16 protein-coding genes are annotated in these 14,356 nt (G+C 62.7%); 9 read left to right on the plus strand and 7 right to left on the minus strand.

Translation table 11 applies throughout. The features are described from left to right. Positions 1 to 9 precede the first annotated feature (9 nt). The 3 genes from cobO (at position 10) to KDD17_RS14210 (ending at position 2,409) form a co-directional block, all read left to right on the plus strand. Entirely contained in the window at positions 10 to 606 is a 597-nt protein-coding gene (gene cobO, locus KDD17_RS14200; protein ID WP_212704261.1) for a cob(I)yrinic acid a,c-diamide adenosyltransferase, read from the plus strand. Then, positions 606 to 1,361 carry an SDR family NAD(P)-dependent oxidoreductase gene (locus KDD17_RS14205; protein ID WP_212704262.1) on the plus strand — a complete coding sequence of 252 codons (756 nt, stop codon included), beginning with the start codon at positions 606 to 608 and terminating at the stop codon, positions 1,359 to 1,361. The genes cobO and KDD17_RS14205 overlap by 1 nt, the downstream gene beginning before the upstream one ends. 97 nt (positions 1,362 to 1,458) lie before the next feature. After that, the gene (locus KDD17_RS14210; RefSeq protein WP_212704263.1) at positions 1,459 to 2,409 is read left to right on the plus strand and encodes a cyclase family protein; all 951 of its coding nucleotides are present in this window, start codon (positions 1,459 to 1,461) and stop codon (positions 2,407 to 2,409) included. Positions 2,410 to 2,490: 81 nt separating this feature from the next. Here KDD17_RS14210 and KDD17_RS14215 read toward each other — a convergent pair whose 3' ends face one another. After that, positions 2,491 to 3,360 (minus strand): branched-chain amino acid aminotransferase, encoded by an 870-nt coding sequence (locus KDD17_RS14215; RefSeq protein WP_212704264.1) that lies wholly within the window; start codon positions 3,358 to 3,360, stop codon positions 2,491 to 2,493. Between the two features lie 175 nt (positions 3,361 to 3,535). On the opposite strand from KDD17_RS14215, the gene KDD17_RS14220 reads away from it, so the two are divergent. The 6 genes from KDD17_RS14220 (at position 3,536) to KDD17_RS14245 (ending at position 8,651) form a co-directional block, all read left to right on the plus strand. Next, a complete protein-coding gene (locus KDD17_RS14220) occupies positions 3,536 to 4,045 on the plus strand; it encodes a MarR family winged helix-turn-helix transcriptional regulator (RefSeq protein ID WP_212704265.1) in 510 nt (169 codons plus the stop codon). Further along, positions 4,042 to 4,743, plus strand: a complete 702-nt coding sequence (locus KDD17_RS14225; protein WP_212704266.1) for a response regulator — start codon at positions 4,042 to 4,044, stop codon at positions 4,741 to 4,743. The genes KDD17_RS14220 and KDD17_RS14225 overlap by 4 nt, the downstream gene beginning before the upstream one ends. A gap of 69 nt (positions 4,744 to 4,812) precedes the next feature. Continuing rightward, positions 4,813 to 5,055: an exodeoxyribonuclease VII small subunit gene (locus KDD17_RS14230; protein WP_212704267.1), complete on the plus strand. Its 243-nt coding sequence runs from the start codon at positions 4,813 to 4,815 to the stop codon at positions 5,053 to 5,055. A 2-nt stretch (positions 5,056 to 5,057) separates the two neighbouring features. Further along, a complete protein-coding gene (locus tag KDD17_RS14235) occupies positions 5,058 to 5,909 on the plus strand; it encodes a polyprenyl synthetase family protein (protein WP_212704268.1) in 852 nt (283 codons plus the stop codon). 9 nt (positions 5,910 to 5,918) lie between these two features. Then, positions 5,919 to 7,847, plus strand: coding sequence for a 1-deoxy-D-xylulose-5-phosphate synthase (gene dxs / locus KDD17_RS14240; protein ID WP_212704269.1), 1,929 nt, complete (start codon positions 5,919 to 5,921; stop codon positions 7,845 to 7,847). A 177-nt stretch (positions 7,848 to 8,024) separates the two neighbouring features. After that, positions 8,025 to 8,651, plus strand: coding sequence for an Abi family protein (locus KDD17_RS14245; protein WP_212704270.1), 627 nt, complete (start codon positions 8,025 to 8,027; stop codon positions 8,649 to 8,651). 5 nt (positions 8,652 to 8,656) lie between these two features. Here KDD17_RS14245 and KDD17_RS14250 read toward each other — a convergent pair whose 3' ends face one another. From KDD17_RS14250 to KDD17_RS14275, 6 genes are all read right to left on the minus strand, one after another. Then, positions 8,657 to 9,457 carry an ion transporter gene (locus KDD17_RS14250; RefSeq protein WP_431358131.1) on the minus strand — a complete coding sequence of 267 codons (801 nt, stop codon included), beginning with the start codon at positions 9,455 to 9,457 and terminating at the stop codon, positions 8,657 to 8,659. Between the two features lie 51 nt (positions 9,458 to 9,508). Next, positions 9,509 to 10,030 (minus strand): exopolysaccharide biosynthesis protein, encoded by a 522-nt coding sequence (locus KDD17_RS14255; protein WP_254796801.1) that lies wholly within the window; start codon positions 10,028 to 10,030, stop codon positions 9,509 to 9,511. A gap of 75 nt (positions 10,031 to 10,105) precedes the next feature. Then, complete coding sequence (locus KDD17_RS14260) at positions 10,106 to 10,960, minus strand: SDR family oxidoreductase (protein WP_212704272.1); 855 nt, start codon at positions 10,958 to 10,960, stop codon at positions 10,106 to 10,108. 103 nt (positions 10,961 to 11,063) lie between these two features. Next, positions 11,064 to 11,309, minus strand: coding sequence for a hypothetical protein (locus tag KDD17_RS14265; protein ID WP_212704273.1), 246 nt, complete (start codon positions 11,307 to 11,309; stop codon positions 11,064 to 11,066). 147 nt (positions 11,310 to 11,456) lie between these two features. Continuing rightward, positions 11,457 to 12,164, minus strand: a complete 708-nt coding sequence (locus KDD17_RS14270) for a YjbF family lipoprotein (RefSeq protein ID WP_212704274.1) — start codon at positions 12,162 to 12,164, stop codon at positions 11,457 to 11,459. Next, positions 12,161 to 14,317: a YjbH domain-containing protein gene (locus KDD17_RS14275; protein ID WP_212704275.1), complete on the minus strand. Its 2,157-nt coding sequence runs from the start codon at positions 14,315 to 14,317 to the stop codon at positions 12,161 to 12,163. Before KDD17_RS14275 ends, KDD17_RS14270 begins: the two co-directional genes overlap by 4 nt. Between the last annotated feature and the right edge of the window lie 39 nt (positions 14,318 to 14,356).

Consider the following 14,356-nt stretch of genomic DNA (forward strand, 5'->3'; position numbering starts at 1 on the left):
AGCCGCCCCATGGCCGACGACGACCACAAACAAAAGATGCAGGAACGCCAGACCGAGCAACGCAAAAAGGTCTCCGAACTGAAAGACCCCGAAAAGGGTCTGGTGCTGGTGCATACCGGCGCGGGAAAGGGTAAATCCTCCTCGGCCTTCGGCGTGGTGATCCGCGCGCTTGGATGGAAACAGCGCGTCGGCGTGGTGCAGTTCATCAAGGGCAAATGGAAAACCGGGGAGCGCCAGTTCTTTGACCGTCTCGGCGAGGTCACATGGCACACCATGGGCGAAGGGTTCACCTGGGACACGCAAGACCGCGACCGCGATATCGCCGCCGCACAAGCCGCCTTTGCCAAGGGGCGCGAGATGATGGAAAGCGGTGACTATGATCTGGTCGTCATGGACGAAATCAACATCGCCATGCGCTATGACTACCTGTCGGTCGCGGATGTCATCGCAGGGCTCGACGCCCGCGACGCGCGCACCGGCGTGGTGCTGACCGGGCGCGACGCCAAGCCCGAGATCTGCGATTACGCCGATCTGGTTACCGAGATGACCGAGGTCAAACACCCCTTCAAGGCCGGGATCAAGGCACAGCGCGGGGTGGATTACTGATGACCCAGCGCGTTGCCCTCGTCACCGGTGCGGCCCGTGGTATTGGGCTCGCGACCGCGCAATTGTTTCTGGAGGAAGGCTGGCTCGTCGCCGCGCTAGACCGCGACGCGGATGAGCTGACCAAGGCCGGGCAGACGCTGGGCCAGGGGGCGAGCCTCTTCACGGCGGATGTCTCCGACCCTCACAGCGGGGCCGGTGCCATCGCCGACGTGCTTGCCAAGTTCGGCCGCATCGATGCGCTGGTCAACAATGCCGGTGTCGCGGATTTCGGCCCGATCGAGGAAACCGATTTTGCCCGCTGGCGTGCGGTCATGGCCACAAACCTCGATGGGGTGTTCCTGATGAGCCAGGCGGCCATCCCCGCGCTCAAGGAAACCCGAGGCGCGATCCTGAACATCGCGTCGATCTCGGGCCTGCGCGCCTCAACCTTGCGGGTTGCCTACGGCACCTCCAAGGCCGCCGTGATCCAGCTGACCAAACAGCAGGCGGCAGAGCTGGGCGAATACGGCATCCGCGCCAATTGCGTCTGCCCCGGCCCGGTGCGCACCAAACTCGCCATGGCGGTGCATACCCAGGACATCATCGACGCCTACCACGACGCCATCCCGCTCAACCGCTACGGCACCGAGCGCGAAATTGCCGAGGTGATCGTGTTCCTGTGTTCCGAGCGTGCGTCCTACGTGACCGGGCAGATCGTCGCCTCCGACGGCGGGTTCGACAGCACCGGCGTCGGCTTGCCCGCCCTGCGCGGCTGATTTTCGCGCCAAAGGCGAAAACGGTGGTAGCCTGCACGTCCAGGCCGTAGCGAATCGCCCCGCCAGAGGGCCGCCCGGCCCAACAGTGGAGGATACTATGTCATTGAAAACCATTACGGCCCTGTGCCTTGGCCTTACAGTCAGCGCCACAGCGGCGCTTGCGCAGGAGTGCCAGACGTCCCAGCAATGGGGCGCCGAGGATACGCTGGGCTCTGCCAATCTGATCACGCCCGATCGCACGCTGGAGGCCGCCAAGCTGATCAAGCAGGGCAAATCCATGCCGCTGGGCATCGCCATCGGCCCCAACACCCCCGCCTTTCCGCCCCGCTCGCTGAGCCTTCAGGTGGTGCAGCCCAACCAGCAGGGCGGACAGAAGCTGTCGGGTTTTGGCTACGAGGGAAACTATAACGACGACATCCTGCAAACCTGGATCGGCATCGGCAGCCAGCTCGACGGGCTGGGGCATCTGGGCGAGAACGGGATGTACTACAACTGCCTGGATGAAAAGGAAATCAGCGCGATTACGGGGCTGACCAAGCTGGGCACGCACGCCGTACCGCCGCTGGTCGGACGCGCGGTCATCCTCGACATGGCCGCCCACGCGGGCGTTGAAGTGATGGAAGCCGGCGCGCATTTTGGCGAGGCCGAGATTACGGCGGCGGCCGAGGCGCAGGGCGTCGAGATGCGCGAGGGCGACATCATCCTGTTCCACACCGGCTGGACCGAAGGCATGCTGGAAAGCAATCCGACCGCCTGGGGCAGCTCTGAACCGGGGCTGAACAACGCAGGCGCCGAATACATCGCCTCGCTGAACCCGATGGCCGTGGGCGCGGATACCTGGGGATTGGAGCCGATTCCGGCACCGGACGGGGACAAGGTGTTCTACGGCCACGTCACCCTGTTGAAAGACAACGGGATCTACATCCTTGAGACGATGAACGTCGGCCCCCTGCTGCGCGAGGGCGTCAATGAGTTCATGTTCGTGCTGGGCCAACCCCGGATCGTGGGCACCGTTCAGGCGATGATCAATCCGGTCGCGCTGTACTGACAGTTCAGGTTTTGCGCCGTCCTTCGGGCGCCGCCACGGGGCCAGCCGGTTCTGCGATCCGGCTGGCCCCTCAAGCACGCATTAGCTGCGCACCAATTTCTCATACGCTTCCGCAATCTCCCGCGTCAGCGCGCCCACCTCGAACGTGTAGTCGCCAATCTGGCCCACCGGCGTGACCTCGGCGGCGGTGCCGGTCAGCCAGCACTGCTCGAACCCGCTCAGCTCTTCGGGCATGATGTGACGCTCGTGCACGGTGATGCCTCGATCGCGCAGCATGCCGATCACCGTCTGCCGCGTGATCCCGTTGAGAAAACAATCAGGATCGGGCGTGTGCACCTCCCCGTCTTTCACGAAAAAGATATTCGCCCCCGTCGCCTCGGCCACATAACCGCGATGATCGTACATCATCGCGTCCGAACACCCCTTGGCCTCTGCCGCATGTTTGGACATGGTGCAGATCATGTAGAGGCCCGCCGCCTTTGCGTGGCTCGGGATCGTCTCGGGGCTGGGGCGTTTCCATTTGGAAATATCAAGCTTGGCACCCTTCATCTTGGCGTCGCCGTAATAAGCGCCCCACTCCCACGCGGCGATGGCCACGCGCACAGGATTCTTGGCTGAGGCCACGCCCATATCCTCGCCCGCGCCGCGCCAGGCAATTGCGCGCACGTAGGCGTCCTGCAGACCCGAATCCTTGAGCACCAGAGCCTTGGCCGCCTCAAGCTCATCAATCGAATAGGGGATCTCGAAATCGATCATCTGGGCGGAGCGTTTCAGACGCTCGGAGTGTTCGCGGCTCTTGAAGATCTTGCCGTTATACGCACGCTCCCCCTCGAACACCGACGAGGCGTAGTGCATCGCGTGGGTCAGGATATGCACATTGGCCTCGCGCCACGGCACCATCTCGCCGTCCATCCAGATGTGCCCGTCCCGATCGTCGTATGCTCCGGCCATTGCATGCCCTCCCACTGTGGCGCCCGCGCGCCTGAATTTCCGAATGTTGCGCAAATTAGGTCCGAATAGGACATTTAGTTACGCAAAACCTGCGTAGGCCTAGCCTTTCACTCTTGGAGTGTCAACAACACTGACATAAACTCTGCAAAAGACAAAAGGCCGCGAGGAGCCTACGATGAACAGGCGAACATCCGGAACGGCGCGCGGCGAGGCGCTGTTGTTCCTGACCGACGAACAACTGCGGCAGGGGATCGAGGCGATGTTCTTTGCCTACCGCGGGTTTACCGCCGATCCGGATCGGATCCTTGCCGATATGGCCTACGGACGGGCGCACCACCGTGCGATCCACTTCATCCATCGCGCGCCGGGCACGACGGTCAACAACCTGCTCAACATCCTCGGCGTGACCAAACAATCGCTCAACCGTGTCTTGCGCACGCTGATTTCCGATGGTCTGGTGGAAAGCAAGGTCGGACGCCACGACAAACGCGAACGGCACCTGCACCTCACCGACGCGGGTCGTGCGCTGGAGCAAACCCTGTCCGACGCCCAGCGCGCCCGTATGCGTGCGGCCTTCCGCGACGCAGGGCCAGAGGCCGTCGCAGGGTTCCGCACAGTGCTGGAGGCGATGATGGACACCGAAATGCGCGCCACTTACGCGCGACTGAGGGATAGCGGATCATGACTGCACCAGACGCCCACCTGCTGATCGTCGACGACGACGAACGCATCCGCACCCTGCTTAAGAAATTTCTGATGCGGCACGGATTTCTGGTGACGGCGGCGCGCGATGCGGCCCACGCGCGCCGGGTACTGTCGGGGCTGGATTTCGACATGCTGATCCTTGACGTGATGATGCCCGGCGAGGATGGGCTGAGCCTCACGCGCGATCTGCGCACGCAAATGAGCACGCCGATCCTGCTGCTCACCGCCAAGGGCGAGACAGACAACCGCATCGAGGGGCTGGAGGCCGGCGCCGACGACTACCTGCCCAAACCGTTCGAGCCCAAGGAGCTGTTGCTGCGCATCAACGCCATCCTGCGCCGCATGCCCGAGGCCGACGCGGGTGAGACCGCGCCAAAGGTGCTGTCGCTCGGGCCCATCCGCTATGACATCGACCGTGGTGAGCTGTGGCAGGGCGAGGATCTGGTGCGTCTGACGGCCACCGAAATCCAGCTGATGAAGATCTTTGCCGCCCGCCCGGGTGAGGCGCTGAGCCGCTCGAACCTTGTCGAGGAGTTGGGGCGCGACCGGGGACAGGCGCAGGAGCGCGCGGTCGACGTGCAGATCACCCGCCTGCGCCGCAAGCTTGAGGCCGACCCGAAGCAGCCCCGCTATCTGCAAACGGTGCGCGGCGCGGGCTACATGCTTGCCCCCGACTGACGCGCGCCGGGTGGCATCCCGCCGCGCCCGCGTCTATGGTCGGCGCACGAACGAACAGCGAGGCCCCCGATGACGGATACAGCAATTGACGAGATGAGCTTTGAGGCCGCTATGGCCGAGCTTGAAAAGGTGTTGGGCCAACTGGAACGCGGCGATGTGGCGCTCGACGAATCGATCACCCTTTACGAGCGCGGTGCCGCCCTGAAAAAGCGCTGTGAGACAAAGCTGAAGGAAGCCGAGGAAAAAGTCGCGGCGATCACGCTGGACGGCGACGGCACTCCCCAAGGGCTCAAGCCGGTCGAAGGGCTGTAGCGATGTCCGCGTTTCCCGCAGCCCTCGCGGCGGCGGCACAGGCCGCGCGGGCCGAAATCACAGGAGCACTTTCGGGGCTCGACAATCCTATTGCAGACGCGATGCGCTATGCCACCGACGGCGGCAAAGGGCTGCGCGGGTTTCTGGTGATGGAAAGCGCGCGACTGCACGGCGTCGTGGTTGAGCGCGCGAGCCTCGCCGCCGGCGCCATCGAAGCGTTGCACGCCTATTCGCTGGTGCACGACGATCTGCCCTGCATGGACGACGACGATCTGCGACGGGGCCAGCCCACCGTGCACCGCCGCTGGGACGAGGCGACCGCCGTTCTGGCCGGGGACGCCCTGCAAACCCTTGCGTTCGAACTTGTTGCGCGCACCGACGCGCCCGCACTGGTGCTGACGCTCGCACAGGCTTCCGGCGTGCGCGGCATGGTCGGGGGACAAGCGCTCGACATCGCGGCAGAGACGGCAAGCGCGCCGCTCACGCTCGACGAGATCACCGTGCTGCAAGCGGGCAAGACCGGCGCGCTGATCGAATGGTCCGCCATGGCCGGGCCGCGTCTGGCGGGCGATGATCCCACGGCGCTGGGTGGTTATGCCCGCGATCTGGGTCTCGCTTTTCAGATCGCCGATGATATTCTCGACGTCGAAGGCGACGCCGCCACCGTGGGCAAAGCCACCGGCAAGGACGCCGACGCGGGCAAAGCCACATTCGTGTCGCTGCTGGGCCTTACGGCGGCCAAGGCCCGCGCGCAGGATCTGGTGGACAGGGCCTGTGACGCGCTATCTGCCTACGGACAGGACGCGGATACCTTGCGCGATGCCGCGCGGTTCGTCGTGAACCGCAAGAGTTAGGATAGTGACATGACCGACACCCCAAAGACGCCCCTGCTCGACCGTGTTCAGCGCCCTGCCGATCTCAAGGGCATGTCAGACCGTGAGCTCACACAGCTCGCGCACGAGCTGCGGGCCGAAACAATTTCGGCCGTGTCGGTCACCGGCGGCCACCTCGGCGCCGGTCTGGGCGTGGTCGAGCTGACCGTGGCGCTGCACGCGGTGTTCGACACCCCGCGGGACAAGCTGATCTGGGACGTCGGCCACCAGTGCTATCCTCACAAGATCCTGACCGAACGCCGCGACCGTATCCGCACCCTGCGGATGAAAGACGGGCTGTCGGGCTTCACCAAGCGCAAGGAGTCTCCCTACGATCCGTTTGGGGCGGCGCATAGCTCTACCTCGATCTCCGCCGCGCTCGGCTTTGCCGTGGCGCGTGATCTGGGCGGCGTGGTGCCCGAGGGCCTCGGCGACGCGATCGCGGTGATCGGTGATGGCTCCATGTCGGCGGGCATGGCCTATGAGGCGATGAACAACGCGGGCCATCTGAAAAAACGCATGATCGTGATCCTCAACGATAACGAGATGTCCATCGCCCCGCCCGTGGGCGCGATGTCGAGCTATCTGTCCCGCCTCTACGCCGAAGAGCCGTTTCAAGAGCTGAAATCCGCCGCCAAGGGCGCGGTCTCCCTGCTGCCCGAACCCTTCCGCGAGGGCGCCAAACGGGCCAAGGATATGCTCAAGGGCATGACCGTTGGTGGGACGCTTTTTGAACAGCTCGGCTTTTCCTACCTTGGCCCCATCGACGGGCACGACATGGATCAGTTGTTGCCCGTGCTGCGCACCGTCAAGGCGCGCGCGACCGGTCCGATCCTGATCCACGTGCTGACCAAAAAGGGCAAAGGCTACGCCCCCGCCGAAGCCGCCCGCGACCGGGGCCATGCCACGGCCAAATTCGACGTCGTGACCGGCGCGCAAAAGAAATCGCCCAGCAACGCACCCAGCTATACCCGTGTCTTTGCCGACAGCCTGCTGGAAGAAGCCGCCCGTGACGACAAAATCTGCGCCGTGACCGCCGCCATGCCGGACGGCACCGGCCTCAACCTTTTTGCCGAACGCTACCCCTCGCGGTGCTTTGATGTAGGCATTGCCGAACAACACGGCGTGACCTTTTCCGCCGCGCTTGCCGCCGGCGGGATGAAACCGTTTTGCGCGATGTATTCGACCTTCCTGCAACGCGGCTACGATCAGGTCGTGCACGATGTGGCGATCCAGCGCCTGCCCGTGCGCTTTGCCATCGACCGCGCGGGTCTGGTGGGCGCCGACGGCGCCACGCATGCGGGGTCATTCGATGTGGCGTATCTTGCCAATCTGCCGGGGTTTGTGGTCATGGCCGCCGCCGATGAGGCAGAGCTGAAACACATGGTAGCCACCGCCGCCGCCCATGACGACGGGCCCATCGCCTTCCGCTTTCCGCGCGGCGAAGGCAACGGCGTCGAGATGCCCGAGCGGGGCGAAGTTCTGGAAATCGGCAAGGGGCGGATGATCGCGCAGGGCGCGCGCGTCGCGATCCTGTCGTTCGGCACCCGTCTCGCCGAGGTGCAAAAGGCCGCTGAAGCGCTGGCGGCCAAGGGCATCACCCCCACCATCGCCGACGCCCGTTTCGCCAAACCGCTGGATCGCGACCTGATCCTGGGCCTTGCCGCGGATCACGAGGCGCTCATCACCGTCGAAGAAGGCGCTGTCGGTGGCTTTGGCAGCCATGTGGCGCAGCTATTGGCGGACGCGGGCGTGTTCGATCACGGCCTCAAATACCGCTCGATGGTGCTGCCCGATACCTTCATCGATCAGGCGTCCCCCGCCGATATGTACGCCGTCGCCGGCATGAACGCCGCCGAGATCGAGGCAAAGGTGCTCGATACCCTCGGCATCGCGCAGATCGGATCGCAGCGGGCCTAGAACGCGAAACCCCGCGAGGACCTTTCGGCTGTCGCGGGGCTCTACCAAATTGGAAGCTTCAGTTTGCTTCCGACATGGAACACGTGTACCTTCGACAAGCAAATGTCAACTCAAAGTTGACACAGAAACTAATCTATGCTGACAAATTGTGTAAGCTGATTCCTTTGGAACTAGATATTGTATTCCTCAATTGAAGCATGTGTCTCATCGGCGCGCCTTGCGACCTATCGGCTGAAATCTGGGTTCGACGAACAGCGCGCTCTTGATCTCTATTACTGGAATATGGAGATTTCGGCATCTTTCTATCCTCTTCTCGCGTCCGTCGAAGTCTGCCTCAGAAACATCATTTTGCGACGTATGATAGAACGTTTTGGTGAGATGTGGTGGGCAAACGAGGCACTGTACGCTCTTCTGCAACCGAAGGGAAAAGGCATTTTATTGCGCGCGAGCAGGGAAATTGAAAAGCGCGGCAACGTACCCGACTCAGGACGTATGGTAGCAGAACTCAGTTTCGGATTTTGGACGAATATGTTGCTCCCAAAATATGACGCTGTTATCTGGTCGGCCTTCAACGAAACATTTAAAAGACTACCCCATGGCAAATCGAGGGGCGACCTTTTTGATCGCGCGACGCGCATTCGGGAACTCAGAAATCGCATTTCCCATCATGAACCAATCATCGGTCGAAATTTGTCTCAGGATTATGCGGATACCATTGAGTTTCTCGGATGGCTTCATCCAGAAAAAGCGAAATGGCTACGCCCAAGGCTAAGCATCATGTCTACCCTGCGAACACGGCCTTGAGCATGTTAATCCTTTTTCGCGGCGATCAGCGCGTCCAGCTTGGCTTCCACGGCGGCAAGCTTTTCCTGCACGTCGGCGCGGTAGGCATCCGTCGCCTCGACCGTTTCTTCCTGATGGGCGTCCTGCATCGAGTTCACGATCAAACCGACCAACAGGTTCACCACGGCGAATGTTGTAACCAGAATGAACGGCAGGAAGAACATCCACGCCAGCGGGTAGACCTCCATGACGGGGCGCACGATCCCCATCGACCAGCTCTCAAGCGTCATCACCTGAAACAGTGTATATCCCGAGCGCCCCAGCGTGCCGAACCATTCCGGGAAGGCAAAGCCGAACAGCTTGGTCGCCATCACGGCGCCGATGTAGAAAATCAAAGCCATCAGCATGAATACCGATCCCATTCCCGGTAGGGCCGTCACCAGTCCTTCGACCACACGGCGCAGCTGCGGCGCGACCGACAACACGCGCAGCACCCGCAGGATGCGCAGCGCCCGCAGCGCCGAGAACCCCTGCGCCGCCGGCACCAGCGAGATGCCCACGATGATGAAATCAAAGATGTTCCAGCCGTCGCGAAAGAACTTGCCCCGGAACACGAACAGCTTGGCTGCCAGCTCTGCCACAAAGATCGCAAGACAGATCTGATCCAGCAACAGGATCAACGCCCCCGCACGCCGCATCACCGCCGGAGAGGTCTCGAGCCCCAGAATGATCGCGTTGAACAGGATCACCGCCAGAATGAAATTGCGCACCCGTGCGGAGGCAAGGTGGCGGGCAAGGGTATCCGTCAGAGCCATCGTGAAATCCATCCAATGATTTGCGCCTATATGGCCGCTCGTCCCGTGCGCGACAAGGCGCCGCTACAGGACAATCCCAAGCGCCAGTATCATCGTCAGCGCGATCATGCCGTAACCTGCCAGCACAAACAGACCATCCCGACTGAACAGTCCAAAAACCAGCATCGCAACGGTTGCCGCACCAGTGGATGAGACGAACGGCAAAAACTCCAGCAGCGGCCACCCAAGCGGGATGATCACGCAGGCGAACATGGAGACCGGACGCAGGATCGGCCCCGACAGCCACAAAAGCCGGGGCCGCGTGTGGCGGTCGATAAATCCACAGGGCCTTCGCAGCCAGTCGAGAACACTGCGCAGGCGCGCGGCCGGGATTTGCCGCCGCAGGATCACATCCGGCAACCACAACCTGCGACGTCCTGCCAGCGATTGCAGGGCGAGCAGAACGATGATGATCGCACTCACTGTCGGCACCCCCGGCACACCGGAAAGGGGCGAAACCAGCAGGAGCGCGACAACCAATATGAACGGGATAAAGGACCGTTTTCCCATCGCCCGCGACAGATCGCGCACGCTGACGCGCTCCACCTCACCCGCCACACTTTCAAGTGCGTCGAGAAGATCGGTCAGGGGCTGGTCTAAATGAGGCGCCATCGGCAGGGCTCAGGGGTCTTTCTTCAAAAGGTCCGCAAGCCCCGTCCGGTAGTCCGCATACCGGGGCTGCCAACCCAACGCGTCCTTGATACGGTCGTTCCGTACCCGTTTGCTTTCGGCATAGAAACTCCGGGCCATCGGCGTCATCTCGGCAGTCTCGAAATCCACGGCGGGCGGCAGCGGCAGTCCCAAAAGCTCTGCCGCATGGGCGATGACATCCTGTGGCGGGGCCGGATCGTTATCACACAGGTTGTAAATCGCGCCGGGATCGGGCGCGGCAAGCGACAGATCCAGCGCAAGGGCGATATCCTCAACGTGGATCCGGCTGAAGACCTGCCCTTGCTTGATGATGCGGCGGGCGGTTCCTTTGCGCACCTTGGCAAACGGGCCGCGTCCGGGGCCGTAAATGCCCGCCAGCCGAAATATGTGAAGCGGCAGACCCTCGATCTCCCGCCACGCCGCCTCCGCCTCGACACGCGCCTGACCGCGCTTGGTCGCCGGGGTCAGGGCCGTATCCTCGTCGACCCAGCCACCGCCGTGATCGCCGTAGACGCCCGTGGTAGAAAGATACCCGACCCAGCGCAGCGCGGACGCCCTGCGGACAAACACATCACGGTACGCGTCCAGCACTGGATCGCCCCCGGCGCCCGGTGCCGCGGAAAGCAGCACGTGCGGCATCTCTTCGATCAGGGGGGTCAGATCGGTACCCGGCCATAGCACCGGCGCAACACCGGTCTGGGCGATTCCGGCTATATTGTCCGCTGAGCGGGTCGTACCGATAATCTCCCAACCCAACGGTACCAATCGCCCCGCAAGCGCCCGCGCGCTGAATCCGTGACCGATTGACAACAATCGCTTTTGCATGTCGATCCTGCCCTGAACGCTGCGACCATATACATGGTCCCCGAACGAAAATGGCCTCCCCTGCGCCGCAGGGAAGGCCAAAAATCTCGACGGGGAAAAAGACTTAGTCTTCTTCGACTGCGCCTGTTGTTGTGTCGCTGTCGCTGTCGTTGGAAACGACGGCTGCCAGAACGGCGGCGGCTGCAACTGCGCCGATCACGGCAGGAACACCGATACCGGAGCCAACCTGTGGAACGAACACGCCTTCATCCTGAGGCTCTGCTTCGACAGTTGCCGTGCCCAGCGAGCCGGCGAAAGAAGCGGAAGCCATCATGGCGATGAGGGCGGATACGGAAAGTGTCTTAAGCATTGGTGTCATCCTGTTTTACTCAATGTCAGGGTCTCTCACCCTGGTACGATTAGGTGCAGGGATAGCCTACGTGATTGAAATTCACAACTATCCATTCTGCGGTGCGTCATTTAATTGGCAATGATTTGCCCAATATCTCCGCAATGTCTAGTTTTTTAGCAAGATCATCTCGAAGTAGCCAGAGCGCGGCCCCACCCATTGTCGCGATTTTCGCACCAATCCGCTGCCATCCTGCACCCAGTAATCATTGCTCAGCACGGTGCGCGCGTCCTCTCCTGCGCGGCAGTTTTCCCGCAGGTGAGTTGTTGGAAACTTTTGATTTACAACGATAATATTTTCACGACCAACAACAGATACGTCACATTGCAACTGGAACTTTGTTGTCGTCGCGTCACCGTTGGAGATTTCATAGCTGCGCAGCCCGGCGTTTGCGCGTCGGCCCTGCACCGCCAGAACGGTCATTGTCGCATCTGCGGCAATAATGTCACCCCCGACGCCACGTGTGCCCACCAGGACACCATCACGCAGAAAGACCTGTGCATTGTCGGAGGAGTTCCAGATCTCGACCCGTCCCGGATGCGAATCGCGCCGCGATGCAGCGCGGCGGAGAAAGTCGCTCCCGCCCAACAACTCAGGATTGATCTGAAGCGCGGCCTCACGGGTCTCCGCCAACATCTTCGGCGTGACCTGCACCTTCGGCGCGCGCTCCGCTCTCTGCGTGCGAACCGCCTCGCGCAGCGAACCGACAAGCACCGTGCCCAGGCTGCGCTCTTCGTTGGCGGATTCGGAACTACAGGCCGCCAGAAGGCTCAGCCCCACAAGCGCCCCAAGCGCACCACGACCCATGCGTCTCATTGCCAAACCCCCGACCAATTCCCGACCAAGCCCTCGCGGTGCCCTTGCACGACCTGATCGTACAGGCGATTGGGCACCGACAGGCGCGCGCCACCGTCCCGCTGGATCGGGCGGATTGTCGTACTCAAACTGCGGCTGTCGGGTTGGCCAAGGAACCAATCGACCGGGATCGTCAGGGTGATCCCCTTGTCAAACGACCCCTCGCCAAAATCATCCGCCGACACATCCGTGAGCGTAAAGAAGCCACCGACCTTCCAGCCATTGTCAAACGCCCGCTCCAGCGTGACGGTCGCCCCGACGTCACCGGCCAGATAGCGGCCCACGTCCAATTGCCCGGTGTAGCCGTTGCCGAATTCATAGTAGGCCGAGATATGGCCCGTCGCGACCCCGTAGTCCTGAAAGCCAAAGCCCTGATCGAATTCACGCTGTCTGACATAGTTGGCCTCGACCCCAAGCGCGAGACGACTGGCCACGGGCTTCCAAAGCATCTCCGCCGAGACGCCACCGAACATACGCTCCAGGTAGCCAGCGGTGACGCGGGCATAAAGATCGCTGCGCGGCTTCCACTGGTGATTGACGTAAAGCGTGCGCAGCGTGGTGTCTGCGCCTTGCGCGTATAGCCCCGCATTGGTCCGTACGGGCTCCAGGTTCGAGGTACTCGGCGTTGCGTTTTCACCGATGTTGCCGGTCAGACGGTGGCGCAGTTCCCCCGCGATGGTCCAACCGGGTGCGGGATTGAACGACGCCTTGGCGCTGATGCCCGCATCGATGCGTACGGGCTCCTCGGGGTCGAAAAAGCTTTGCGCGATGTAGGGACCGACCGACCAGCGGAACGCAGGATAAAGGTCTTGGTTGCGCGCGGTGTTGACCAACGACGGGCGCGCGTTCTCGATGCCCGAGACCGCAAGCAGCGCGTCGGGCGCGTTGGGTGAGGTTTCCAGCGCCTCTAGGTCGGACCGGCGGAACACCACCGTCGACTGCGGCAGCCCCGCGATCATCGGCGTGATGCGGAATGTCTCGACCGAGGCGGGCAGAACCCGCGCCATCGCACGCGCCACACGTCCGATCCCGATTGTCGTCGCGCGGTAGCGTTCGTTGCGGAAGCGGATCTCGGTGGTCGAAGCCGTGGTGCTGGCCTCGACCAGCGTCAGCCCTTCGGCCTCCAACAGCGGGATCAGCGCATCGCGCACCGCCCCCGAGGCCGCCGCCTCTGTCACGACCCAATCGCCGGAATAGGCCTGCGGATCGGCGCTGCGCCGGGGGCGCACATCAAACGGGCGCGGCGCGGGAATGCGCAGCGCGGATGGCGGGCGACTGGGGTTCAACTGCATCTGCACGTTGACGCCAAATTCAGAGCCATAGAGGTAGTAGGCGCCGAGCCGGATCGCGTCGCTTACCTGGTATTCGGCGCCGAAGTTGAACCGCGAGTCCCGCTCAAATACGCCCTCACTGGTCTCAAGCGCGTAGGCGTCAGAGCTGTACTCGGCCTTTACGCCGAACTTGTCGTTGATCTGCCATTCCACCCCGGCAAAGGGCGCGGCCTCTCCGCGGAACCATTGATCCGTCGACAACTCGCCACCGGTGTCGCCGGGCACAAACGCCGGGCGGTCGCTGCCAAAGGGCGCGCCGATCCCGCCGGAACTCCCCAGACGGCCCCAGCCCAGGCCGACCGTCGCCTTGATCCGGCCGGGCAGGCGGGCGCCCTCGAACGTCTTGGTCGCGGCCACGAATTCACCACCATAGATCCCGGTGCCCGCAAAATCCTGCAAGCCGACGGTGACCGCGGGCAGATAACGGCTTTCGCGGTTGATGAGAAAGCGCAGATCGAAGCTACGGTCACGGTAGACATCGTCGAACCCGGCAATATCGAGATCCTGCACCCCGATATAGCGGAAGCTGGCAGAAATGCGCGGCGTCGCCTGAAAGCTGAGCGTGGTACGGGTCTGACCGCCGAAATGCGACACGCCAACGGTGAATTGCCCGTCCGGCAGCGCCTCGCCCGAGGGCATGTCGATCAGGCCCGGTGCGCCGTAAAAGTTCAGCGACGGGCGGTCGGGGGCGTCAAAAATCGCATCGGCATTCTGCGCCACGACAACGCAGGGCATCGCCAGTGCGGTGCTCCCCAGCGCAAGTGTCAGGAAACGTCGGATCATTTTCTGCTCTCTATCCGCCTGCCGATTGATCGGCTCTTG

It is taken from the genome of Sulfitobacter albidus, assembly GCF_018200035.1.
Classification (GTDB): domain Bacteria; phylum Pseudomonadota; class Alphaproteobacteria; order Rhodobacterales; family Rhodobacteraceae; genus Sulfitobacter; species Sulfitobacter albidus.